The following is a 22143-nucleotide window of genomic DNA, read 5'->3' on the forward strand; positions in this document are numbered from 1 at the left end:
ATGGGTAGTACGGTTTGGAGTGATAAACGCAAGTTTACCTGGATATTATCGATTTTGCTGTTAGGCGCGTTTGTTCTCACCAGTGCTATAAGCTACCAAGTTGCCCATGAGTCGTTACGTGAACAAATTGCAGATAATGCATTGCCGCTGACCAGTGACAATATTTACTCTGAAATACAACAAGATTTACTTAGGCCAATTTTTATTTCCTCGCTAATGGCCCACGATACTTTTGTGCGTGACTGGACCCTAAACCAAGAACAGCAGCCAGAGAAATTGATCCGCTATCTAAAAGAGATACAAGACAAATATGATACGGTTACCAGCTTTTTCATTTCAGAAAAAACCCGTAACTATTATCACTCTTCAGGGGTATTAAAGCAGATTGAAGATACCAACCCAGATGATGCTTGGTACTTTAGAGTACGCTCGTTGCCAGCCCATGAATTGTATGAAGTTAACATCGATCCTGATAGCGCTGACAAATCGCGTACCGTGGTTTATGTAAATTATAAAGTATTTGATTTTAATGGTAATTTCATTGGTGTGACGGGGGTTGGCTTGGCAGTTGATAAGGTCAAAGAGCTGGTTGAACTGTATCAACAACGTTATAACCGCCGAGTTTATTTTGTTGATACCGAAGGCAAGGTTACGCTACATGGCGCCGAGTACGAAGGCGGACAGTCTTTACAGGGTTCTCAAGGTCTCACTAAATATGCAACCCGTATTTTAACCAGTCCAAGTGCATCACTGACTTATCAACGTGATGGTAAGACTATTTATTTAAATAGTCGTTTAGTGTCTGAATTCAAATGGTATCTAATCGTTGAGCAGTATGAAGTTGAAAGTGAACAAAAGCTGATGAATACCTTCTGGTTTAATATCATGCTCAGTGTTGCTGTCACCATTATTATCATTGTGATAGCCAATATGACACTCGGCCGCTATCAACGCCGTTTAGAGCTGTTGGCTTCTACAGATAAACTCACTGGCGTGGCCAATCGACAAGCTTTTGATAGTACTTACTCCCAAGCCTTGCAAACCTGCCTCGCCAACCAACAACCACTTAGTTTGGTGCTTTTAGATATCGATCATTTTAAGGCGATTAATGATAGTCATGGACATAATATCGGTGACTTGGTGATTCAATCTATTAGTCATACCTTGATGGATGTGGTCGCTAAACAGGGATTAGTGTGTCGTTGGGGTGGCGAAGAATTTTTATTGTTATTGCCCGATTATGATCTGGCTCGAGCCAATGAACTTGCAGAGCAGGTACGTCATAAAGTGGCTGAGCGAACCATCAGAGTTAATGGTCATCAAGTTCGGGTGACTGTGAGCGTCGGCGTGGCGAGCTATCGTCACGACGAGCAACGTGACCAATTATTAAATAGAGCTGATACCGCGCTATATCAGGCTAAAGAGTTGGGTAGAAATCAGGTAGTATTGTCCCATTAGTCACCGAATAAGGGAGTTATGTGTTTTGACGCAGTTAGTATTAGCGGACAGTGTATCGGGTTTATATGCAGGCGAAACAATGAGTTCGTTTGATGGCGTTGTCAGTGGGATTAATGGAAAATCTCGCCGAGACTTCTTAGTGGTGAATTCGGGTAATGTTGATGGGGATGCTCAGGCCGATCCGAAACACCATGGGGGTAATGATCGGGTATTGCATCACTTTCCCCGTGAACATTATGGACAATACCGCCGTTGGGACATGATGACTGGCTTTAAAGATGCACCAGCCATGGGTGAGAATATCAGTACAGTCGGTGTTGATGAGTCCATGGTTAACATTGGCGATGTGGTGCAAATTGGCGACGTGGTCTTACAGGTTACTCAGCCTCGCTCACCTTGCTTCAAGCTCAATAAACAGTTTGGTCATCCAGAGTTTGCCTTAGCAATGCAAACCAGTAGTTTGTGTGGCTGGTTCTATCGGGTGCTCACGCCGGGACATATTCATCAAGGTGACAGTATTGTGCGCGTGGAACGCCATAGTGATATCTCGGTCAAACAAGCGATGTCTATCTATTTTAGTACTGAATTTAATGAGGCAGAATATCAACGACTACTGACCGCTGAAGGCTTGGCGGTGTCATGGCGACAAAGTCTTGCTAAACGTCTTGATAGCCGTAAGATTGAAAATTGGAAAATTCGCCTGTTTGGCGTGTAATGGTTGAGCCTGCTCAAGGAGAGATACAAGTGACAGAAGATCTACAAACATCATTGTCCAAAGACGATAAAAACATGGGCGTTGCTGTCCATTTAGCTAGCTTTTCAGGTTACCTGATCCCATTTGGCTCTATTTTAGGCCCTTTGATTGTTTGGTTGATGAAGCGTGATGAAATCGCCTTTGTCGATACATGTGGTCGAAATTGTATTAATTTTAAATTGAGCGTGGTGGTCTATGCGTTTATTGCTGCCATCTTAATGTTTGTTGGTATCGGCTTTATCCTGTTAGGTGTGTTGGCCATTGCCGATATTGTGCTAACCATCATTGCGGCGATGAAAGCCAGTGAGGGTGAGAGTTATCAGTATCCGCTGACGATTAAATTTTTAAAGCCGCGTTAATGTACGCCTTAGCAAAAAGCCCGCAATTGCGGGCTTTTTTTGTTTCATACCAAGTATGAAATTAAACTTTAAAACCGGCCACTAGGCTGTCTAGGCGGCGGGCTAAATCGTTCAAATCGGCACTAGCTTGTGCTACCGCATGGGATGTTTCAGCTGTTCGCTGAGTAATTTCACTGATTTCAGTAACATTACGGTTAATGTCTTCTACCACGGTTGATTGCTCTTCAGTTGCCGCCGCCACCTGAATGTTCATATCAGTGATAGAGCCAATGCGTTCACTAATTGCCGTCAATGTTTGGCTTGCTTCATCTACAGCAGCCACACCCTCTTGGCTACGACTGCGGCTTTGGGTCATTGCATCAACTGCGCGGCTCGCTTCAGCTTGCAGATTATCGATCATTTTCTGCACTTCATCGGTTGAAGCCGCTGTGCGTGATGCAAGATCTCTGACTTCATCTGCTACCACTGCAAATCCGCGGCCAGCCTCTCCTGCGCGAGCAGCTTCAATGGCGGCGTTGAGCGCTAGCAAGTTGGTTTGATCAGACACCGCACGAATCACATCAAGAATGCTACCGATAGAAGTCGTGTGGGTAGCCAGTGATTCAATCACGGTACCGACTTGTTCAACATCATCAGAAAGCTGGTTGATGGTTCCCCGGGCTCGGGTAACGACTTCTTGTCCGGTGTTGGATTCATTGTCGGCATCTTTGGCATTATCAGCCGCCTGTGCTGCGTTACCTGCAATCTCATGTACCGTGGCGCCCATTTCGTTGATGGCTGTCACTACCATCATGGTTTGATCTTTTTGCAATTGGCTGTCGTCTAAAGTTTGTTGTGCCTGACTTGCAACCGCTTTTGCTGCTTGGCTTAGTTGCTCACTGGTATCGGTGACTTCAACAATCGATGCCTGAATCTTAGTAATAAAGCTGTTAAAGCCTTTAGCCAGTTGCCCTAGCTCATCACTGCCGTTAACCGGTAAGCGCTGGCGTAAATCGCCTTCACCTTCGCCAATGTCTTGCAGCATCGCAGCCACTTTAGCAATGGGCTGGCTGACTGAGCTCGCAACAAAAGAGGCGAGTAGGATAAATGCCACGGCAATAATGATGGTCCAAATCAGGATTTGATAAGCAGATTCTTGCAGCAGAGCAAATACTTCAGCTTCTGGTACCTGCGCCACAATATACCAATCCATAGACGGAATATAGCTGGTGGCGACAAAGGTCGACTCACCGGCTAATTCAGTGGTGATCAGACTGAAATCGCTACGAGTTAACAAACTATTAGTTTGTGAATCAGGGTATAAGCTAGCGAGGTTGGCACGGTCCATCTGTGAGGTATCTTTATGTAGCTTTACCTGACCTTGGCTATCGACAAGATACACAAACCCGGTTTGTTCTATTTTGAACGAATCCAAAAGCTGAACCATGTCATCTAACGACTTAGCTAACCCGACTAGCCCGCGGCCATTGGGCTGTTGATAATTAACAAACAGCTTGACCTCACCATTTGCTTCGGTGAACACATTCAACATACGTTCTTGACGGCTATTCTTATAATCAAAAAACCAGCCGTCCTGGCTTGGGTTAAGAATGCGTAAGAAACCATCTTGAGTGTAATAGGCCGCCGTATCGCGATCGGCAAAAGAGGCTTGTGTGAGCCCATACTGCTGTTGAATACCGCGTAGCTGTTTAATCACCAACGACTCTTCATCGGCTGGTCGATCATTTTCAAGCCAGTGAGCTAACATTTCGCTGCTGGCAAGTTGCTGTGCCGCATTCATCAAGTTGGAAATATCCATCTCTACTTTATTGCGGATCTGCTGCAGCATGTTGGGTAACTCAGAGTTAAGCATACGCTGTTCTACAACTTGCTTTGCGCTGCGTTGACCTAATACTCCGACCAAGATGGTCGACAAGAGTACGGCTAAGGTTACCGTCAACAAAATCTTTTGTTTGATGGTTAGCTTATTAAATTGCATAGTTTGTTTGGCTCGCATCAATTATGTGCATTTGCTTTGGCTGCACAATAAGTTAATGGGTCACTAGATGAGTGATGTTATTGTATTACCCATCTAAGCATAGATTATTTTTGTAGAGGTATAGGTACGTGTTTCAGACAGCAATTGGACGATTTAGACTTACTACGTCTCTTTAAGTGGCGCGGATTATGAGTAGCTTACTGTAATAAAGCAACCAAATTTGTTCAAAAAAGTAGCAAAAAACTTTATTGGGCTGTCAATAAATCACTACATTAGTGTTTTGTGCTTAAAAATAATCATTTCATGCCGTAACAAACTGAAACGCTGGCTAATAAAAGACAAAGCAACGTGAAGGCTAAGCTTTCACGTTGCTTTGTGATACTGGACTAAATTAACTCAAAGTGGGTTACATGTTCGGGTAGTTGGGTCCACCGCCGCCTTCTGGGGTGACCCAAGTGATATTTTGACTAGGATCTTTAATATCGCAGGTTTTACAGTGAATACAGTTTTGACTGTTTATCACGAACTTGTTTTCACCATTGTCCTCAACCACTTCATAAACCCCTGCTGGGCAGTAGCGCTGAGCGGGCTCATCAAATCGCGGCAAGTTAACAGCAATAGGGATGCTAGCGTCTTTTAAGCGTAAATGACAAAGTTGGTCTTCTTCATGGTAGGTATTTGATAAATATACCGATGACAACTTATCGAAGCTTAATTTACCGTCTGGTTTTGGATAGTCGATTTTGCTGTAACTATTCACATCGGCCATTTGGCTGTGGTCGGGCTTTTCATCACGCAAGGTGATAGGAAACTTTCCGCCAAACCAGTTTTGATCGAGATAATTGAATGCCCCACCTAAATAGGCGCCAAATTTATGCATGGCTGGCCCGAAGTTACGTGAGCAATATAGCTCCTCTTGCAGCCAGCTCTTCTCAAAGCGTTCTTGATAACAATCGAGATCTTTGCCGCCATCTACGCCGGCATGTAGTGCATGGGAAATCGTTTCCGCAGCCAATATGCCGCTCTTCATTGCCGTGTGAGTGCCTTTAATTTTGGCAAAATTGAGTGTGCCGGCATCGCAACCCACAATTAAACCGCCAGGGAAGCTCATTTTAGGTAGTGAATTAAGTCCACCTTTGGTAATTGCGCGGGCTCCGTAACTAATGCGCTCACCACCGTTAAGGTGTTTGGCAATGGTCGGGTGAGTCTTATAGCGCTGGAACTCATCAAATGGGCTTAAATGCGGGTTTTGGTAGTTGAGATCTACAATCAGACCAACAGCGACTTGGTTGTCCTCAAGGTGATATAAGAATCCGCCCCCTGAGGCGCCATCGACCAATGGCCAGCCACCGGTGTGAACGACTTTACCTTGATGATGTTGTTCACTGGGGATTTTCCAAATTTCTTTAAAACCCAGTCCATAATGTTGCGGTGTACGGCCATTATCTAGGTGATACTTGTCGATGAGCTGTTTACCTAAGTGGCCACGGCAACCTTCACTGAAGACGGTATATTTTGCGTGTAGCTCCATACCTGGCTCATAGCTATCTTTAGGTTGGCCATCTTCACCGACGCCCATATCGCCAATGATGATACCTTTAACGCTGCCATCTTCGTGATAAAGCAGATCGCTTGCGGGGAAGCCTGGGAATATTTCTACGCCCAAGGCTTCAGCTTGTTCCGCTAACCAACGGGCTAAGTTACCGACACTAATAATGTAATTGCCATCGTTGTGCATGGTTTTTGGGATAAATGCATTAGGCATGGCGCGGGAGGCTGTTGCTGAACTGAGCATATGCAGTTCATCGTCAGTGACTGGGGTATGCAGTGGTGCGCCACGCTCTTGCCAGTCATCAAATAATTCAGACAGTACTTTGGGCTCAAACACTGCGCCAGATAGGATATGGGCGCCAACTTCTGAACCTTTTTCAACAACACAAACGGTTAGTTCTTTGTCGCTGTCTTGCGCGACCTGCATTAGCCTGCATGCTGTTGCGAGACCTGAAGGTCCTGCGCCGACGATTACGACGTCGAATTCCATTGATTCGCGTTCCATCACTTCACCTCTTGTTACGTCCCCCGATTGAAACGGGTGTTTTAGTTTGTGTGTTCACCTTACCTGAAAAACCAAAGATAGCACAGAGTTTAAGCAGTGCTTGAGTGCAAATTCTGTCGATTAACCTTCGTGAGCGGTGTCACAAAAAATTAACGGCCAAGGGGGCCAGCGCAAGTATTTTGCTGTTTTTACTTTCAGCAACAGGCTAAATCTGCCTATAATTGAAGTTGACGGTTCTCCGAGCTTCTAGTCCTACGTCCCTAAGATAAGGACTGTTAGCCGTGGCAATAACGCCACCGGGGTGAGAAAAGAAATTGACTCACCTCCCCTTACTTGGAAAGGTGATCATGTCTCAACTACAAGACAATTTTGGTCGAAGATTTCACTATTTGCGAATGTCAGTTACCGACGTTTGCAATTTCAAATGCACATACTGCCTGCCAGATGGTTACCGCCCAGACGGTAAACCTAAGTTTCTTGAACTCAATGAAATTGAGAATCTTGTCGGCGCGTTTTCTGAGGTCGGTACTAAGAAAATCCGCATCACAGGTGGTGAACCCACGCTGCGCAAAGACTTTAGCGATATTATTCGTATTGTTGCTGACAATGACAATATCGACACTATTGCTACCACAACAAATGGCTATCGCTTAGAAAAACATGCACAAGAATGGTTTGATGCCGGTTTACGCCGCATTAACGTGTCGGTGGATAGTTTAGATCCACGCATGTTTTATCAAATTACTGGCGAGAACAAATTTGACCAGGTCATGCGCGGTATCGATGCCGCGTTAGAAGCCGGCTTTGAGCGAGTCAAAATTAATGCGGTATTGCTAAAAGATCTCAATGATAAAGATCTACCAAGATTTTTGCATTGGATTAAAAATACCCCCATTGACCTTAGATTTATTGAGTTAATGGAAACCGGTTTAGGGCGAGACTATTTCCAAGCTCATCATTTAGCTGGCGCAGATATTAAGTCACGTCTTTATGCCGAAGGTTGGCAAATGGACCGTGCGGCGGCAGATGATGGTCCAGCGCAAAACTTTAGCCACCATGACTACAAAGGTCGTATCGGTTTGATCATGCCTTATGAGAAAAACTTTTGCGCCAGCTGTAATCGATTACGCGTCTCTGCAAAAGGCAAGTTACACCTTTGTTTATTCACTGAAAGTGGCCTCGATTTACGCGATCTGCTGCAACATCATGAGCAGCGAGCTGAGTTAGTCGAGCGATTACATGGTCAGTTAGCACAAAAGAAAGAGACTCATTTTCTACATGATGGCATTACAGGCGTAACCAAGCACTTAGCCTCGATTGGCGGATAAGTTATTGCTGAGCATTCTGTGCTCAGCAGCTGCCTGTTCACTTCACAGTTTTACATCAATTCATTTGTGAGAATTTAGTTATGGGACATTGTAGTACGACTGAGTTTACACCGCTCAATATCGCTGTGTTAACCCTGTCAGATTCGCGTGATTTAAGTCAAGATACATCGGGACAGTTTTTGCAGGATGCTTTACAACAGGCTGGGCATCAATTAGTTGACCGTAAATTGATAAAAGATGACAAGTATCTGATTCGCTCTGTCATTTCTCAATGGGTCGCCGATGATAATGTGCAGGTGATTTTAACAACTGGTGGTACCGGCTTTACCGTTAGAGACAACACCCCTGAATCGGTGAAACCTTTGTTTGACCGTGAGATTGAAGGCTTTGGCGAGCTGTTTCGTCACATTACCTATACTGAGCTTGGCACGTCGACGGTGCAGTCTCGGGCATTGGGTGGTTTTGCAAATCAAACTGCCATTTTTTGTTTGCCGGGTTCAACAGGTGCTTGTCGAACTGGCTGGAACAAAATCATCAAAGAACAACTTGATGCAACCCATCGACCCTGCAATTTCGTGATGCATGTCAAGCAGGTGTAATCGTTTTACCCTGATAATATCGGCTACACTGCGATAGGCGCACATTGAACTACAAATTAAGGCTTACAAACCCATGAGTAATGAATTTACCCATATCAATGCAGACGGCAACGCTCACATGGTTGATGTCACTGAAAAGAATGTGACTGAGCGTGAAGCTCGTGCTGAAACCTTTGTTGAAATGGCTCCTGAAACATTAGCGATGATCATGAGTGGCTCACATCATAAAGGTGATGTGTTCGCAACAGCCCGTATCGCTGGTATTCAAGCGGCTAAAAAGACGTCGGATTTAATCCCGCTATGTCACCCACTTATGCTGACCAAAGTAGAAGTAGATTTAGTGGCTCAGCCTGAACATAATCGTGTTCATATTACCAGTTTATGTAAGCTTTCAGGTAAAACCGGTGTTGAAATGGAGGCGCTAACAGCAGCGTCTGTAGCGGCATTGACGATTTACGATATGTGCAAAGCAGTACAGAAAGATATGATTATTTCCCAAACACGTTTGACTGAAAAACGTGGCGGTAAATCTGGTCACTTTAAAGCGTAACAGCCAAGGTATAGATAGATGATAAATGTATTATTTTTTGCACAAGTACGTGAGCTGCTAGGTGAAGGTAGTGTAGCGATTGAGGCTAGTGACACGAACAACACTGCCGAAGGGTTACGAGCTCAACTGGCCGCTAAAGATGACAAATGGGGCAAGGTGCTTGCTTCAGATAAATTGTTGGTGGCAGTTAATCAGACCATTAGCAGCTGGGACACCCCTGTGCAGGATGGTGATGAAGTGGCCTTTTTCCCACCTGTAACTGGAGGTTAATGTGACCTCACAATTAAATGTTGTACGGGTACAAACACAAGATTTCGACGTTGCTCACGAGTACGGATTGATTGCCGCAGATAACAGCGATGGTGCAGCCGTAACATTTGTGGGTAAAGTGCGCGATTTTAATGATGGCAGCGTCGTGACGGATTTGACCTTAGAGCATTACCCGGGAATGACTGAAGCGGTATTGAATCAGATTGCAGCTGAGGCCCGTGAGCGCTGGCCGCTTAATAATGTCACCATTATTCATCGTGTCGGCACGATGGCTTTAGGCGAGCAAATCGTATTTATTGGCGTGACGAGTGCCCATCGTAAAGCGGCATTTGCAGCCTGTGAATTCCTGATTGATTTCTTAAAGACAAAAGCGCCATTTTGGAAGTTAGAGGCGGGTGATAAAGGGGCTAATTGGGTAGAAGCCAAAGATGCCGATGAACAAGCCGCTAAAATGTGGGAAAAGCGTTAATTTAGGGGAGTGGTCGCCACGGTGGTGAAATCATTTTTCGGTTGGGTTAAGTCTGGCGTACTGGCCATGTTATTGTTGATGGGTAGCGGGTTATCTCCACTGCTAGCGGCAGATACGCCTGCGATTGCAGCGGCAGCAAATATTAAGTTTGCCCTTGATGAAATTCATCGTGCATTTACTCAAGAAACGGGTAAGCGCGTTAGGATTTCCTACGGCTCTTCGGGAAACTTTGTCGCTCAAATTCGCCATGGTGCGCCTTTTGAGTTGTTCCTATCAGCAGATGAGCGTTATATTGAACAGTTGCAAAACTTAGGTGTGACCCAAGAAGCGGGCACCCTGTATGCCATTGGGCGTTTGGCGCTTGCAGCCCCCAAATCCTCACCACTGGTGTTAGATAGCGAACTTAATGGCCTTAAACAGATGCTCCAAGCTGGCAACATAAAGCGTTTTGCCATTGCCAATCCTGAGCATGCTCCATACGGTGAGCGAGCAAAAGAGATCTTGCTTAAACAAGGCTTATGGCAAACCATTGAGCCTAAACTTATCTATGGTGAAAATGTCTCGCAAGCGGCGCAGTTTGCTTTAAGTGGTTCAACTCAAGGTGGTATCGTTGCGTTATCTTTAGCCATTGCACCGCAGTTTAAGGCGAGCGCGCATTATGTGGAGTTGCCCGAATCGATGCATTCACCGATGCTGCAGCGCATGGTGTTGACCGATAAAGCCGGTGACACTGCCAAGCAGTTTTACCACTACCTGCAAGGGCAGCGTGCGGGTGAGATTTTTGTTAAGTATGGCTTTGGATTGCCGACTCACCCCGATGGCGGAGCATAGTTGATGGATTGGCAAGCGTTAATGCTTTCAATCAAGCTCAGTACCGTTACCGTACTGATATTGATCCCTTTTTCAATCATTGTTAGCCGTCTGCTAGCCTATCGTCACTTTAGAGGAAAGTCTTGGGTCGAGGCACTGATTATGGTGCCACTTGTGTTACCACCTACTGTGATTGGCTACTACTTGCTGGTTGGCTTAGGAAGCCAGTCTTGGTTGGGTCAGTGGATTGAACAGTTATTTGGTCAGCAACTTGTATTTAGTTTTGCAGGCCTAGTCGTGGCTTCGGTTATCGTTAATATTCCCTTTGCTATTCAACCTATTCAGCGCGCATTTGAAGCGGTGCCAGAAGATGTGCGAGATGCCGCAGCTTGCTGTGGTATGAGTCCACTTAAAGCGTTGATAAAAATAGAAATTCCGCTTGTTTGGCCTGGTGTGTTAACTGCGTTAGTGCTGTGTTTCTCCCATGTATTAGGTGAGTTTGGCGTGGTATTGATGATGGGGGGCAATATCGAAGGTGAAACCAAGACCATTGCTATTTCTATCTATGACAGTGTTCAGGCATTTGATTTTGCCAGTGCTGGACAGATGTCGTTAGTGCTATTGGTATTTGCGATTACGGCCTTGGCATTAACAACCAGCCTGTCACGTCGAATGGGAGGTGGCCGTGGCACAACAGGTCGCTGATCTTCACTGTCAAATTTCTCAGCAGAAGTTTATTAAATTACACGCCGAGTTCAGCTGCAAAGCCGGAGAGCTACTGGCGGTTGTTGGACCTTCTGGCGGCGGTAAATCGACGTTACTGCGCATGATTGCCGGTTTGAATAAGCCTGAGCAAGGCGAAATCAGTTATGGTGAACAAATCTGGTTTAGTAGTGACAATAAACAGTTTTTGACTCCTCAACAGCGCCACCTAGGTTACGTGCCACAGCATTTTGGACTGTTTCCCAATTTAAGTGCATTAGAGAATGTCATTGCTGCACTTGACCATATTCCTAAGGCGCAACGAGAAGCGCGAGCGCGCACTTGGTTAGAGCGAGTGAATTTGCATGGCTTGCCAGAGCGGCTGCCGGCAAATTTATCCGGTGGTCAGCGCCAAAGGGTCGCACTAGCCCGTGCATTGGCCCGTGAACCATCGGTGTTACTGCTGGATGAACCGTTTAGTGCGGTTGATAGAGAGACGCGTGAAAGGTTGTATTTGGAACTGGCTCGGCTGAAAGAGCAGTTATCTATCCCTGTCATCATGGTGACCCACGATCTTAATGAAGCGATGTTATTGGCTGATAAAATGATTTTGATCAGCCAAGGTAAACTGCTGCAGCAAGGTCCGCCAAGAGAAGTATTAACCAAACCGCGTAATGAAGCGGTTGCTAAACAGATGGGTCTGCGCAATATATTCGATGCCTATGTGGTTGCTCAGGAAACCGAGCGCCAGATCACCTGGCTTAAATTTGGTGAGCACCTGATTGCTTCGAGTTATATCGAGCAACTAGATGTGGGCGCGAAAGTGCGCTGGGTGATCCCCAATCAAGGTGTGCGCTTTAATTCGATCACTAAAGGGCGCTTGTGCCGTAGTTTTAATAAGCTCGATATTACCATTGATTCTATGTTGGTGATGGGGGAGTCGGTGCGGATAGTGGCGAGCATGCAAGGCGTTAAACACCAGTTGAATGCCGAGGTGCCACTGCACTTGGCGCAAAAACTCAATCTTGCCCCAGGCGTGGCCACAGAAGTCGCATTAAAATCTGAATTAATTCAGATTCTTGAAACAGATTTAGACGCATAGTTTGGTCGTTAGCAGGATAGGGGAGCAGAGTCACTGTTTCTCTTGCTAATCAAAGCTTGCGCAATGCTGTATGTAAGATGATCAAATCTTAATCTCAATGCCATCTCGGCGTTATCCTCCTGTCGTTATGATATCGACACATTCAAAAGGGGGAATTACATTATGTCGAAGAAATTAACTGGTACCTTAATCTTATCTTGTGTGCTGACTATGCCTGCGATGGCTGCGTATGTAGGACCAAGTGCAGAGAAAGTCATGAAACATGTTTCTGAAGCCGAGAACGCCACTGATGATATGCCGGTAGAATTAACCGGTAAGTTAGTCAAAAGCTTAGGCGATGAGAAATATTTGTTCCGTGATGATACCGGTGAGATTGAAGTCGAAATTGATGATGCATTATGGCGTGATATCGAAGTGTCTGACGATACGACGGTGATGTTGCGTGGTGAAGTCGATGATGAGTGGCAAGGCATTGAAATCGAAATTGATAGTATCAACTTATTGGCAGAGTAATCGCCAAACATTTGGTCATTGTGTTGGTGTTTTTGGGGTCACTTTTATCCCCAATTACGGTAAGATGACGGCTGATGAATTTTTTGCGGAGGAGTTATGACGCGTTGGTTAGTTGGGGCGATGGTCCTATCAAGCATCGGGTTTTCTGCCCCTAGTTGGGCTGCAAAGGAAGTGCTTGAACTACTTTCTAATAATCAAGGTCTGACTCCTCAAATATTACTGTCTCAGGTTGAACGCGATTACGCTGGTGTGATCTGCGAGTTTGAAATTGATGTTGAAGATGGTGAACTGGTTTATGAGATCAGTGTCATTAACAGTCAACTCGAAACCAAGACAGAGTTTGAGTTTCTAGCCAAAGATGGCAGTTTAATTGATCAAAAAATCTCGGCATTAGAAGCCGATGACCAAGATAGCCTTAAAGCGGTGCTATTGATGAATGATCAAGTGCTGACATTTTCTGAGCTGGTCAAACAGGCTATGCATGAGCGACAGGCTTATATGCTTGAAGCACAGTTAGATCATGACTTAGGCATTAGCTATTTAGAGCTAAAATTAATTGATGATACCGGCAAACGGACATTGGCGTTTGATATTAAAAGTCAGCGACCATTACCTATGTTGAAGTGGGACTAATAGATGAAAATATTGCTAGTTGAAGATGATGCCACCACGATTGAGTACGTGGTAAAAGGATTTGCCGAGCAAGGGCATAACATTGAAACAGCAAGCGATGGTCATCAAGGCCTGCTGCTGGCAACCAGTATGCAATACGATTTGATTATTTTAGATCGTATGTTGCCTCAGCTGGATGGATTAAAGGTGTTGGCGGCTGTTCGAGCAACAGGCTGCCAAACACCAGTGCTGATCCTGTCAGCCTTAAGCCATGTGGATGAGCGAGTAAAGGGCTTACGTGCTGGCGGTGACGACTACATGACTAAGCCTTTTGCATTTTCTGAGCTGCTCGTCCGTGCAGAGAAGCTAATGCATCGCGGTCAATCACAACCCGCTAAAACTGAATTGACTGTAGGTAATTTAGTGATGGAGCTGTTGACCCGTAAGGTGACGCTAGATGGCAATGAGATCTTGCTACAGCCCAAAGAATTTCAGCTGCTTAAGTATCTGATGGAGCACCCAAATCAGGTGATTAGCCGTACACTGCTATTTGAAGCAGTGTGGGATTACCATTTTGATCCGCGCACCAATGTGATTGATGTGCATATCGCCAAATTGCGCCGTAAATTTGAAGAGCTAGGATTTGGCGAGTTAATTGAAACCGTCAGGGGTGCAGGTTATCGTCTCCGTCAAGGGAATTAGACCCTATCAAAGTAGTGCGTGGCGCATCACCATCATATTTTCTGGTTTAGTCACGCTCATCATCGGTACATTACTGTTTGGTATGTACCGTCAATTGATGAACGAGCAAGAGTTACAGCTCAATCAGCACCTGGCCGCAGAAAAAGCACGCTATCAACAGATGGCACTGACCTTAGATAGGCGCAGTTTTGCGACTCAAATTCGTAATGCCGATCCTAAAGTGGCGCTGGTGGCCTGGCGAAACTCTTACGATTTAGTTGGCGCATTAAGCCTGATGCCTGACGACATGCCATTACTGCCACAAACTCGCGAATTCCCGATTTTGACTGGAGGACCAGATAAGCTCCATATCTTAACGGGTGGATTGGTCATGACTCGCTATGGACCAGTATTGATTGCGACTCGAACCGATCAGCTAGCGACATTGATTGAGCGTTTCGTTAATGCTGCGATTACCGCGATGATGTTGACCATTGTGTTGACATTGGCGTTGGGGTATCTGTTCTCTAAAGCAATTTTACGTCGGTTGGTACAATATAATCGACTTAGTCGACTTATTGAAAAAGGTGAGTATTCAACCCGCCTTCCAGTTAGTTGGCGTCAAGATGAATTTGATATGCTGGCACGCAAGTTTAATCGTGTGTTAGATACCCTAGAGGATAATTTGCATGCGGTGCGTGGCGCGACCGACAATATTGCCCATGATTTGCGTACGCCGCTGTCGCATTTGCGCATCGGGTTAGAACAGCTACCAAGCAAGCAACCAGAAGAGCTCGATGAAGCCTGCGCTATATTGACTGAAGAGTTGGATCATTGCTTAGCCACATTTGATGCGATGCTGTCGTTAACACGGATTGAAGAAGGGCAACAAGCATTAGAGCTACAACCGTTGAGTTTACATGCGATTTGCCAAGACTTGTTTGAGATGGCTGAAGCCATGGCTGAGTTAAAAGGCCAACAACTGAGTCTCACTCTGGGTGACGATGCGACCGTAACAGGCGATAAGTATCTGTTATTCCAAGCGCTGTTTAATCTTATTGATAATGCGATTAAGTATTCTGGCGAAGGCGCAGAAGTTAAAATCGTTCAGCAAGGTAAGCAAATTATCATTGAGGATAATGGTCCAGGTATTGCGGATGAGGCCAAAGAGAAAGTGTTCGATCGTTTAGTGCGGTTAGACCCGAGTCGTCATCACAAGGGGACCGGTTTAGGACTATCGTTAGTGAAGGCAATTATCAGCCGTCATAATGGGCGAATTAGCCTTCAAGATGGTGAGCCAGGCTTAGTGGTAGTGATTGATTTTTAGGATGCAAATGTACCAGATAGTTGCTGACGAAGCTGATTTTATGGTGATTAGCAAAATGGCTGATGTTCACTTTCATAGCCAAGACGGTCACCCTGGCGTTATGGCGCAATTAGAGGCGGATTTAGCCATTAAATTATATTCGGTGCATCGACTTGACTCGATGACATCAGGATTGCTGATTTTTGCCAAAAGTGCCCATACCGCTGCGATATTTACCCAGATGTTTAGCCAGCACCAAGTGCAAAAGTACTATTTAGCCCTAGCCAGTGGTAAACCTAAGAAAAAGCAGGGGGCAGTGATTGGCGATATGGCCAAAGCACGCCGCAGCATGCATAAGCTTTTACGCAGCAAGAATAATCCAGCAATCACTCAGTTCTTTTCACAATCGGTAGCACCAAGCCTGCGGTTATATTTACTAAAACCGCTAAGTGGTAAAACCCATCAAATTCGGGTGGCGTTAGCCAGTTTAGGCGTGCCGATTCTAGGGGATCGCCTTTATGGTGGCGCACAAGCTGATCGTGGTTATTTACATGCTTATGCGCTTAGTTTTGTCTACAATCAGCAGAGGTTTGATTATTTTTGTCCACCAACACAGGGCGAGTTTTTCACTGGTGAAGAGATTAAAAATCAGTTGCAAACTTGGTCAAACCCTGAGAAGTTAGCATGGCCTAAACAAAAATAATCGCAAATAAAAGGGAGTTAATTCAATGGATACCAATAAGCTGCTATTGATCATTATTGCCATTTTGCTACCGCCGGTTGCCGTCTTTTTAAAAAGCGGCGTGGGCAAAGATCTGCTCATCAACATCATTTTGTGTTTACTATTTTTCATTCCCGGTTTACTCCATGCACTTTGGGTTGTGACGAAATCTTGATTAAGTGGGCTAGGGTCTAAACGCGCAGCCTCTAGGCTGCGTTTTGCTTATTGGTATAATAGCGTCCACTGATATAAGGCGTGATGATGAATAGACGTAAAAAGATTAACCAAACCCTCAAAAGCAAGGCCAAAAAGGCCAATGCTAAATTACACCGCAGTAATAAGCCCGCCTATATTTCTAAAGCGCAGCGAGCACAATTAGCGGAGCAATCTGCTGAAAACAGTGCAGAGGTTAATGAGCCGGAGTGAGTGCTCACTTGTTACTGTTTTTCTGTTTGTGCGAAATTTGAGCATTAAAATCGTCGCAATTGTACGGTTATTGTGCAAAAGCTGTATTACACTTTCATATAAGCCAACCTATATCGTATTTTGCTAAATTGATGATAACGTTCAGCTATTTATTTATGGCAGAATAGTCGGCTGTATTACATTCTGATACAGGTAAATCATATTGAACCTAGGGTCATGGAATAGCATTTATTGTTGTCGATAAATCTACAGACCGATGTCATCTTAGTGGGAGTTTCATGAATACTGTTTATGCTATTGGTGAGTTAGAATCCTTTCTCATCGCCATTCTTGTGTTATTCATTGGCCATAGCGTCAACCGCCATGTGGCACTGTTTAGAAAGTACAATATCCCCGAGCCTATTGTTGGCGGTTTGATTGTCGCAGCAGTGATCACTGTATTGCATTTCAATAAAATCTCATTGCAGTTTACGTTATCAATGCAAAATACCTTGATGCTGATGTTCTTCAGCACCGTGGGGTTAGCCGCCAGCTACAAACAGTTGCTTAAAGGTGGCAGTAAGGTGTTTGTCTTTTTAGGTGTCGCATCACTGTATATTGTGATTCAAAATGCGGTCGGGGTATCGGTGGCGACAATGTTGGGTCTAGAGCCTTTGATGGGTTTGATTGCAGGCTCAATCACCCTATCCGGGGGTCATGGTACTGGTGCGGCTTGGGCGCAAACCTTTAGTGAAAATTATGGGATTAACACCTTAGAGTTTGCTATGGCAGCAGCCACATTCGGTCTGGTTATGGGCGGGATTATTGGTGGGCCTGTGGCGCAGCGGCTAATTAATAAAAATGGCTTAGAGTCCAGTTACGGCATAGGCGGTAACCACCACACCGATCACCCTGATCTATTGACCTACGATCAACTTGAAGAAGACCGAGTGACGGCGAAGAGCATTCTTGAAGTGTTATTTATCCTATTGCTTTGCGTGGCCAGTGCCAAATGGATTGGTGGGTTAGTAAAAACCATGGATGTGAGTTGGTTAAAAATGCCTGACTTTGTCTATGCGCTGTTTCTTGGTGTGGTGATCACTAACATTACTGAGCTGTCACGGGGATATAAGATCAAGGCGGAAAGCGTTGATGTACTTGGGACTGTGTCTTTGTCACTGTTCCTTGCTATGGCACTGATGAATCTAAAGCTGTGGGAAATTTTCGACCTTGCGGTGCCACTGTTAATCATTTTGTTATTACAAACCGTCATTTTGGCTGCTTTTGCCTACTTTGTGACGTTTAAAGTGATGGGCTCGAATTACGACGCGGCGGTGATTGCAGGCGGACATTGTGGTTTTGGTATGGGCGCGACGCCGACAGCAGTGATGAATATGGGGGCGCTAGTATCCCGAACGGGTCCTTCGCCACAGGCGTTTATGGTGGTACCGATTGTAGGTGCGTTTTTCATTGATATTGTTAACGCCATTATATTACAAGGCTACTTGAGCTTTATTGGCTGAGTGAATCAATCTAGCTAATTTAAAAAACGCACCTTCGGGTGCGTTTTTTATTATCCCTTGATGCAATCAATACTGTGACTGATTCGTTATAGGTTATGAACTCAATAACCAAACGATAGGGAATACAGATATGAACTCAGCCAATAAAGCATTAAGTCTCACCGTCGCAGGTATGTTAGCAGCAGGCCTTTCTGTCAACGCTAATGCCGTGCCCGATCAGCCAAAACAGTGGGAGAAGTGCGCCGGTATTGCCAAAGCGGGTGGCAATGATTGCGGTGCTCTGGATGGTAGCCATGGTTGTGCTGGCCAGGCTAAAAGTGACAACTTGCCGACAGAGTGGGTCTATGTTCCTGCTGGTACCTGCGACAAAATTGCTGGTGGTGAGGTAAAAGCAGTTAAGCCGGCTAAAAAACATGGTTAGTAACACAATTCAAGGCGCGGGTATTGGCTTGCGCCTACCCCATGCCCAGCAGGTGCTGGCTCAGTCGCAGTTAGTCGCCCCTTGGTTCGAGTTGCTGGTGGACAATTGGTTGGTGGAGGGCGGGGTTAACGTATACCTACTTGATGCCATCGCCGAGCGCTATCCACTGGTACTGCATGGTGTGGGGTTGTCGTTAGGTGGCGCGCAACCGTTAGACTTTGACTATTTACATCGCATCAAGGCGCTAAAGCAGCGTTGTGGTGCAGTTTGGTATTCAGAGCATGCTTGCTTTTGTAGCGATGGACATGTGCAAGTACCTGATCTGTTGCCGATGCCATATACCGAAGAGGCGGTGCAGTATATGGCTGAGCGTATTAGCCAAGTACAGGACTTCTTAGGTGAAAGATTGTTGCTTGAAAATGTGTCTACTTATTTGCAATACCCAAGTAATGAGATGAGTGAGGGGCAGTTCTTGTCAGCGGTAGCCAATGAAGCAGATTGTTTACTGTTGTTAGATATCAATAATGCCTATGTAACCAGTAGCAACCTTGAGCAATCTTTAGCGCAATTTTTGGCAGAAATTGACCATACTAAAGTGAAGCAGATCCATTTAGCAGGCTTTGAAGATAAAGGTGATTACTTGCTTGATGCCCATAATCATCCGGTGGCATTGCCTGTATGGCAAGCATTTTCAAACTATATTAACCAGCATGGACCGGTGGCAAGTATGATTGAATGGGACAATGATTTACCTAGTTTGACGCAGCTGCTAGCAGAGCGGCAGCAGGCAGAAACATGCTTGGAACGTGCCGCAGGGCTAGAGGTGGCGAGCTAATGGATTTAGCGCAGTGGCGGACGCAATTTATTGCTGGTATCCAAGCGGTGAAGCAAGACCTTGCTCCGGACGTTCCGTCACAGCAACCGCGTTTTGCTGTCTACCGTAACAATTACCAACAAGCACTACTTAACGTACTAGCTGCGACTTACCCATGCTGCAATAAGGTTGTTGGTGAAACCTGCTTTAGCTTCATTGGTCGTCGTTATATTGCCAATTACCCGCCAATTTCTGCCAATTTAAATCAGTATGGTGCGGCGTTTGATCGGGTTATGGCTGAACTCACTGCCGAGCAAGAAGCCTTTGCTGCGCTACCTTATTTAGAGGAGTTAGCTAGGTTAGAGTGGTACGTTTATCAAAGCTATTATGCTGGTGAAGCGTGTTCGCAAGATTGGCAAATATTGCCTCAGTTAACGCAAAAGGAGCAGCATCAGATCAGGCTGGTGGTAGCGGCAGATGTGTATTTGATGCAAAGTCGCTACCCGATACAGCGTATTTGGCAGCGTCATCAACAGTCAGGTGTTGATAGTACGGCGATCATCGACGATGAAGTCAGTTATCCGCTAGTTATCTATCGAGTGAACGGGAACATTATCGTGAAGCAGATTGACATGGCTACGTGGCAATTACTGCATTTAGCTCAGCGTCAATCTCTGTTGGGTGACATTTGTGCTCAGCACTCGATAGCGAGCCAAATTACCGCCGCAATTGAAAATGGCTGGATAGTCGGCATTGAATCATCGGGGGGCTGTGATGTTTGATATAGAGCAGCTCAATGGATTTTATCGCTACTGTTTTTGCTTAACCTTAGATAAAAGCCATGCAGAAGATTTATTGCAAACGGTTTTGGAAAAGTGGCTTAAATTAGCCAATCGACAGCAATATCACAGTGCTTATATGCGTAAGATGATCCGTAACCAGTATATTGACGATTGTCGGCGTCAACAGTGTGTCGCCTTTGATAGCATAGAGCAGCATGCACCCGTTTTATTGGATGAACAAAATTTAGAGCAATTAACCGTTCAGCAAGATTTAATAGAGAAAGTGATTGTGCAGCTTTCAGTGTCTGAGCGCGAAGTGTTATATCTCTGGGCTGTTGTCGGCTTTAGTGCCACAGAAATCGCCGCTGAATTAGCCCAACCTCGAGGAACAGTTTTGTCGCGCCTACATCGGATTAAGTTGAAAGTTGCTCAATGGTCAGCAACCACTAATGAGGCGTGGAGGCAAGGGTCATGAAGCCATCATCTAAGTCGCCATCATTACCACTAAAGCAAGCAAGTAAAGATTATTTTGAGCAGCAAACTTTGACTGATAAACAGGCGCAGCAGTTTGCCAAGTTACTACAGCAGCATGATGCACTTGCGACCTCCACACCGGTGCAAGCCAGTCGCAATAAACTGAGGGGACCTCATGCGGTGATGGCCATTGCTGCCAGTATATTATTGCTAGTGATGTTTAATTTGAGTGGTCCTCGCTCCTCTGGTTTAGCTTGGGAGATCGCCAATGAAGTTGCAGTTAACCATATCAAAATGAAGCCACTTGAAATTGAAGCGCAGGCGTTACCGCCGCTGCAGCGTTACTTTACTGAACTCGATTTTGCTGTTACTGCCAGCCAACGAGTATCGGCGACTTTGCTCGGAGGGCGTTACTGCTCAATTCAAGGGGAAAGTGCGGCACAGTTACGTTATCAGCAAGTCGATGGCCAGATTGTGACCTTATATGAGGTACCGTTTGAGCCACAGCGACATCAACAAATTCCGCAGTTGGCATTAGGAGAGCCGCCGATGTCTTTGCAAGTTAGAGGGATTGCAGTATTGCTCTGGGTGGAAAAAGGCTTATTGATGGCGCAGGTTAGTGATATTGAATCTTAAAAAACTGGCGCCGCGTTGAAATCGGCGCCTTGTTGAATTTTGCTTAACCACAAACAGGGCAGCTTGGCTGTTTAGGCAATTTCATTTGCCTAAACTCCATCGTCATCGTATCTATCATGAGAATGCGACCCGCAAGCGGCTGTCCCATTTGGGCGATAACTTTTATTGCTTCGGTTGCTTGTAAACAACCAATCATGCCGACAACCGGCGCTAAAATTCCCGACTCTACGCAGGTGAGTTGTTGCTCGCCGAACAGTTGGCTAAAGCACTGATAACACGGTGTGTCGCTGTGGTAATCAAACACAGTGACCGTGCCTTCCATGCGAATTGCAGCTGCAGAGACTAATGGGATTTTATGGCTAAAGCAGCTGCGGTTTAGTTGCTCGCGCACCATGACATTGTCGGTGCAGTCGAGCACTAAACTGTGCTGCGCGACTAAATCATCGATTTCATCGTCATCAAGCACTTTGTTGATAGTATCGACAACCAAGTGTGGATTAAGTTGGCACAGCGATGCTTTGGCTGAGTCTACTTTTGCCTCGCCAATATTGTGGTCTTGATGCAATACTTGGCGTTGCAAGTTAGACAGCTCAACCGTATCAAAATCGACTAAAGTCATGTGGCCAATCCCAGCGACCGCTAGGTACTGGCTCGCTGCGCAGCCTAGCCCACCGGCACCTATCACTAACACTTTAGCGAGTTTCAGGCGCTCTTGGCCTTCAAAATCCATCGCTTTGATAGAGATATGTCGGCTATAACGCAGGGTTTCTGCGTCAGATAGAATATCTTCGTTATCGAGATTCATAGTTTTCCTTGGCCA

At 45.5% G+C, this 22143-nt stretch carries 27 protein-coding genes and 1 riboswitch; of the genes, 24 read left to right on the top strand and 3 right to left on the bottom strand.

Annotated features, from left to right (window positions below; translation table 11 throughout):
* The 3 genes from ACHUFW_RS15610 to ACHUFW_RS15620 are packed head-to-tail and all read left to right on the top strand — an operon-like array spanning position 1 to position 2571.
* Positions 1–1458 (top strand): sensor domain-containing diguanylate cyclase, encoded by a 1458-nt coding sequence (locus ACHUFW_RS15610; RefSeq protein WP_394204272.1) that lies wholly within the window; start codon positions 1–3, stop codon positions 1456–1458.
* 25 nt (positions 1459–1483) lie between these two features.
* Positions 1484–2173, top strand: coding sequence for an MOSC domain-containing protein (locus ACHUFW_RS15615; RefSeq protein ID WP_394204273.1), 690 nt, complete (start codon positions 1484–1486; stop codon positions 2171–2173).
* Complete coding sequence (locus ACHUFW_RS15620) at positions 2173–2571, top strand: DUF4870 domain-containing protein (protein ID WP_394204274.1); 399 nt, start codon at positions 2173–2175, stop codon at positions 2569–2571. The genes ACHUFW_RS15615 and ACHUFW_RS15620 overlap by 1 nt, the downstream gene beginning before the upstream one ends.
* A 61-nt stretch (positions 2572–2632) precedes the next feature.
* Here the strand turns inward: ACHUFW_RS15620 and ACHUFW_RS15625 are convergent, their stop codons facing one another.
* Complete coding sequence (locus ACHUFW_RS15625) at positions 2633–4549, bottom strand: methyl-accepting chemotaxis protein (protein ID WP_394204275.1); 1917 nt, start codon at positions 4547–4549, stop codon at positions 2633–2635.
* Between the two features lie 406 nt (positions 4550–4955).
* Positions 4956–6605 (bottom strand): electron transfer flavoprotein-ubiquinone oxidoreductase, encoded by a 1650-nt coding sequence (locus ACHUFW_RS15630; RefSeq protein ID WP_394204276.1) that lies wholly within the window; start codon positions 6603–6605, stop codon positions 4956–4958.
* Between the two features lie 224 nt (positions 6606–6829).
* Positions 6830–6965: riboswitch (molybdenum cofactor riboswitch) on the top strand.
* Here ACHUFW_RS15630 and moaA point away from each other — a divergent pair.
* From moaA to ACHUFW_RS15735, 21 genes are all read left to right on the top strand, one after another.
* Positions 6953–7933 (top strand): GTP 3',8-cyclase MoaA, encoded by a 981-nt coding sequence (gene moaA, locus ACHUFW_RS15635; protein ID WP_394204277.1) that lies wholly within the window; start codon positions 6953–6955, stop codon positions 7931–7933. It overlaps the preceding riboswitch by 13 nt.
* 80 nt (positions 7934–8013) lie before the next feature.
* Entirely contained in the window at positions 8014–8532 is a 519-nt protein-coding gene (gene moaB / locus ACHUFW_RS15640; RefSeq protein WP_394204278.1) for a molybdenum cofactor biosynthesis protein B, read from the top strand.
* Between the two features lie 118 nt (positions 8533–8650).
* Positions 8651–9082, top strand: a complete 432-nt coding sequence (moaC, locus tag ACHUFW_RS15645) for a cyclic pyranopterin monophosphate synthase MoaC (RefSeq protein WP_394204337.1) — start codon at positions 8651–8653, stop codon at positions 9080–9082.
* An 18-nt stretch (positions 9083–9100) separates the two neighbouring features.
* Positions 9101–9352 (top strand): molybdopterin synthase sulfur carrier subunit, encoded by a 252-nt coding sequence (moaD, locus tag ACHUFW_RS15650; protein ID WP_394204279.1) that lies wholly within the window; start codon positions 9101–9103, stop codon positions 9350–9352.
* A gap of 1 nt (position 9353) precedes the next feature.
* On the top strand, positions 9354–9821 hold the full coding sequence (moaE, locus tag ACHUFW_RS15655) for a molybdopterin synthase catalytic subunit MoaE (protein ID WP_394204280.1): 468 nt from the start codon (positions 9354–9356) through the stop codon (positions 9819–9821).
* A 66-nt stretch (positions 9822–9887) separates the two neighbouring features.
* Positions 9888–10652, top strand: a complete 765-nt coding sequence (modA, locus tag ACHUFW_RS15660) for a molybdate ABC transporter substrate-binding protein (RefSeq protein WP_394204338.1) — start codon at positions 9888–9890, stop codon at positions 10650–10652.
* Between the two features lie 3 nt (positions 10653–10655).
* Entirely contained in the window at positions 10656–11336 is a 681-nt protein-coding gene (gene modB / locus ACHUFW_RS15665; protein ID WP_394204339.1) for a molybdate ABC transporter permease subunit, read from the top strand.
* A complete protein-coding gene (locus ACHUFW_RS15670) occupies positions 11317–12435 on the top strand; it encodes an ABC transporter ATP-binding protein (protein WP_394204281.1) in 1119 nt (372 codons plus the stop codon). Before modB ends, ACHUFW_RS15670 begins: the two co-directional genes overlap by 20 nt.
* A gap of 162 nt (positions 12436–12597) precedes the next feature.
* Entirely contained in the window at positions 12598–12948 is a 351-nt protein-coding gene (locus ACHUFW_RS15675) for a NirD/YgiW/YdeI family stress tolerance protein (RefSeq protein WP_394204282.1), read from the top strand.
* Between the two features lie 96 nt (positions 12949–13044).
* Entirely contained in the window at positions 13045–13581 is a 537-nt protein-coding gene (locus ACHUFW_RS15680; RefSeq protein WP_394204283.1) for a PepSY domain-containing protein, read from the top strand.
* 3 nt (positions 13582–13584) lie between these two features.
* Complete coding sequence (locus ACHUFW_RS15685) at positions 13585–14262, top strand: response regulator transcription factor (RefSeq protein WP_394204284.1); 678 nt, start codon at positions 13585–13587, stop codon at positions 14260–14262.
* Between the two features lie 82 nt (positions 14263–14344).
* Entirely contained in the window at positions 14345–15568 is a 1224-nt protein-coding gene (locus ACHUFW_RS15690; RefSeq protein ID WP_394204340.1) for a sensor histidine kinase, read from the top strand.
* Between the two features lie 7 nt (positions 15569–15575).
* A complete protein-coding gene (locus ACHUFW_RS15695) occupies positions 15576–16250 on the top strand; it encodes a TIGR01621 family pseudouridine synthase (RefSeq protein ID WP_394204285.1) in 675 nt (224 codons plus the stop codon).
* Between the two features lie 25 nt (positions 16251–16275).
* Positions 16276–16443, top strand: coding sequence for a YqaE/Pmp3 family membrane protein (locus ACHUFW_RS15700; RefSeq protein WP_028772859.1), 168 nt, complete (start codon positions 16276–16278; stop codon positions 16441–16443).
* Between the two features lie 86 nt (positions 16444–16529).
* Positions 16530–16694 (top strand): DUF2986 domain-containing protein, encoded by a 165-nt coding sequence (locus ACHUFW_RS15705; RefSeq protein ID WP_394204286.1) that lies wholly within the window; start codon positions 16530–16532, stop codon positions 16692–16694.
* Positions 16695–16972: 278 nt separating this feature from the next.
* A complete protein-coding gene (gene gltS / locus ACHUFW_RS15710) occupies positions 16973–18196 on the top strand; it encodes a sodium/glutamate symporter (RefSeq protein ID WP_394204287.1) in 1224 nt (407 codons plus the stop codon).
* A gap of 130 nt (positions 18197–18326) precedes the next feature.
* Positions 18327–18617, top strand: a complete 291-nt coding sequence (locus tag ACHUFW_RS15715) for a BufA1 family periplasmic bufferin-type metallophore (RefSeq protein ID WP_394204288.1) — start codon at positions 18327–18329, stop codon at positions 18615–18617.
* Positions 18610–19452, top strand: coding sequence for an MNIO family bufferin maturase (gene bufB, locus ACHUFW_RS15720; RefSeq protein WP_394204289.1), 843 nt, complete (start codon positions 18610–18612; stop codon positions 19450–19452). Before ACHUFW_RS15715 ends, bufB begins: the two co-directional genes overlap by 8 nt.
* A complete protein-coding gene (locus ACHUFW_RS15725) occupies positions 19452–20213 on the top strand; it encodes an HvfC/BufC family peptide modification chaperone (RefSeq protein ID WP_394204290.1) in 762 nt (253 codons plus the stop codon). Before bufB ends, ACHUFW_RS15725 begins: the two co-directional genes overlap by 1 nt.
* Complete coding sequence (locus ACHUFW_RS15730; RefSeq protein ID WP_394204291.1) at positions 20206–20688, top strand: RNA polymerase sigma factor; 483 nt, start codon at positions 20206–20208, stop codon at positions 20686–20688. The genes ACHUFW_RS15725 and ACHUFW_RS15730 overlap by 8 nt, the downstream gene beginning before the upstream one ends.
* Positions 20685–21323, top strand: coding sequence for a hypothetical protein (locus tag ACHUFW_RS15735; protein ID WP_394204292.1), 639 nt, complete (start codon positions 20685–20687; stop codon positions 21321–21323). Before ACHUFW_RS15730 ends, ACHUFW_RS15735 begins: the two co-directional genes overlap by 4 nt.
* Before the next feature lie 43 nt (positions 21324–21366).
* Here ACHUFW_RS15735 and moeB read toward each other — a convergent pair whose 3' ends face one another.
* Positions 21367–22128 (bottom strand): molybdopterin-synthase adenylyltransferase MoeB, encoded by a 762-nt coding sequence (moeB, locus tag ACHUFW_RS15740; protein ID WP_394204293.1) that lies wholly within the window; start codon positions 22126–22128, stop codon positions 21367–21369.
* Positions 22129–22143 lie beyond the last annotated feature (15 nt).

Source organism: Shewanella waksmanii (genome assembly GCF_043643685.1).
In the GTDB taxonomy this organism is placed as follows: Bacteria; Pseudomonadota; Gammaproteobacteria; order Enterobacterales; family Shewanellaceae; genus Shewanella; species Shewanella waksmanii_A.

Excerpts from the sequence above, each read along its gene's own strand:
- ACHUFW_RS15610 (WP_394204272.1), top strand. The coding sequence starts at position 1 with ATGGGTAGTACGGTTTGGAGTGATAAACGCAAGTTTACCTGGATATTA.
- ACHUFW_RS15620 (WP_394204274.1), top strand. The coding sequence starts at position 2,173 with ATGGTTGAGCCTGCTCAAGGAGAGATACAAGTGACAGAAGATCTACAA.
- ACHUFW_RS15625 (WP_394204275.1), bottom strand. The coding sequence starts at position 4,549 with ATGCAATTTAATAAGCTAACCATCAAACAAAAGATTTTGTTGACGGTA.
- ACHUFW_RS15630 (WP_394204276.1), bottom strand. The coding sequence starts at position 6,605 with ATGGAACGCGAATCAATGGAATTCGACGTCGTAATCGTCGGCGCAGGA.
- moaA (WP_394204277.1), top strand. The coding sequence starts at position 6,953 with ATGTCTCAACTACAAGACAATTTTGGTCGAAGATTTCACTATTTGCGA.
- moaB (WP_394204278.1), top strand. The coding sequence starts at position 8,014 with ATGGGACATTGTAGTACGACTGAGTTTACACCGCTCAATATCGCTGTG.
- moaC (WP_394204337.1), top strand. The coding sequence starts at position 8,651 with ATGGTTGATGTCACTGAAAAGAATGTGACTGAGCGTGAAGCTCGTGCT.
- moaD (WP_394204279.1), top strand. The coding sequence starts at position 9,101 with ATGATAAATGTATTATTTTTTGCACAAGTACGTGAGCTGCTAGGTGAA.
- modA (WP_394204338.1), top strand. The coding sequence starts at position 9,888 with ATGTTATTGTTGATGGGTAGCGGGTTATCTCCACTGCTAGCGGCAGAT.
- modB (WP_394204339.1), top strand. The coding sequence starts at position 10,656 with ATGGATTGGCAAGCGTTAATGCTTTCAATCAAGCTCAGTACCGTTACC.
- ACHUFW_RS15675 (WP_394204282.1), top strand. The coding sequence starts at position 12,598 with ATGTCGAAGAAATTAACTGGTACCTTAATCTTATCTTGTGTGCTGACT.
- ACHUFW_RS15680 (WP_394204283.1), top strand. The coding sequence starts at position 13,045 with ATGACGCGTTGGTTAGTTGGGGCGATGGTCCTATCAAGCATCGGGTTT.
- ACHUFW_RS15685 (WP_394204284.1), top strand. The coding sequence starts at position 13,585 with ATGAAAATATTGCTAGTTGAAGATGATGCCACCACGATTGAGTACGTG.
- ACHUFW_RS15690 (WP_394204340.1), top strand. The coding sequence starts at position 14,345 with ATGTACCGTCAATTGATGAACGAGCAAGAGTTACAGCTCAATCAGCAC.
- ACHUFW_RS15695 (WP_394204285.1), top strand. The coding sequence starts at position 15,576 with ATGTACCAGATAGTTGCTGACGAAGCTGATTTTATGGTGATTAGCAAA.
- ACHUFW_RS15700 (WP_028772859.1), top strand. The coding sequence starts at position 16,276 with ATGGATACCAATAAGCTGCTATTGATCATTATTGCCATTTTGCTACCG.
- ACHUFW_RS15705 (WP_394204286.1), top strand. The coding sequence starts at position 16,530 with ATGAATAGACGTAAAAAGATTAACCAAACCCTCAAAAGCAAGGCCAAA.
- gltS (WP_394204287.1), top strand. The coding sequence starts at position 16,973 with ATGAATACTGTTTATGCTATTGGTGAGTTAGAATCCTTTCTCATCGCC.
- ACHUFW_RS15715 (WP_394204288.1), top strand. The coding sequence starts at position 18,327 with ATGAACTCAGCCAATAAAGCATTAAGTCTCACCGTCGCAGGTATGTTA.
- bufB (WP_394204289.1), top strand. The coding sequence starts at position 18,610 with ATGGTTAGTAACACAATTCAAGGCGCGGGTATTGGCTTGCGCCTACCC.
- ACHUFW_RS15725 (WP_394204290.1), top strand. The coding sequence starts at position 19,452 with ATGGATTTAGCGCAGTGGCGGACGCAATTTATTGCTGGTATCCAAGCG.
- ACHUFW_RS15730 (WP_394204291.1), top strand. The coding sequence starts at position 20,206 with ATGTTTGATATAGAGCAGCTCAATGGATTTTATCGCTACTGTTTTTGC.
- ACHUFW_RS15735 (WP_394204292.1), top strand. The coding sequence starts at position 20,685 with ATGAAGCCATCATCTAAGTCGCCATCATTACCACTAAAGCAAGCAAGT.
- moeB (WP_394204293.1), bottom strand. The coding sequence starts at position 22,128 with ATGAATCTCGATAACGAAGATATTCTATCTGACGCAGAAACCCTGCGT.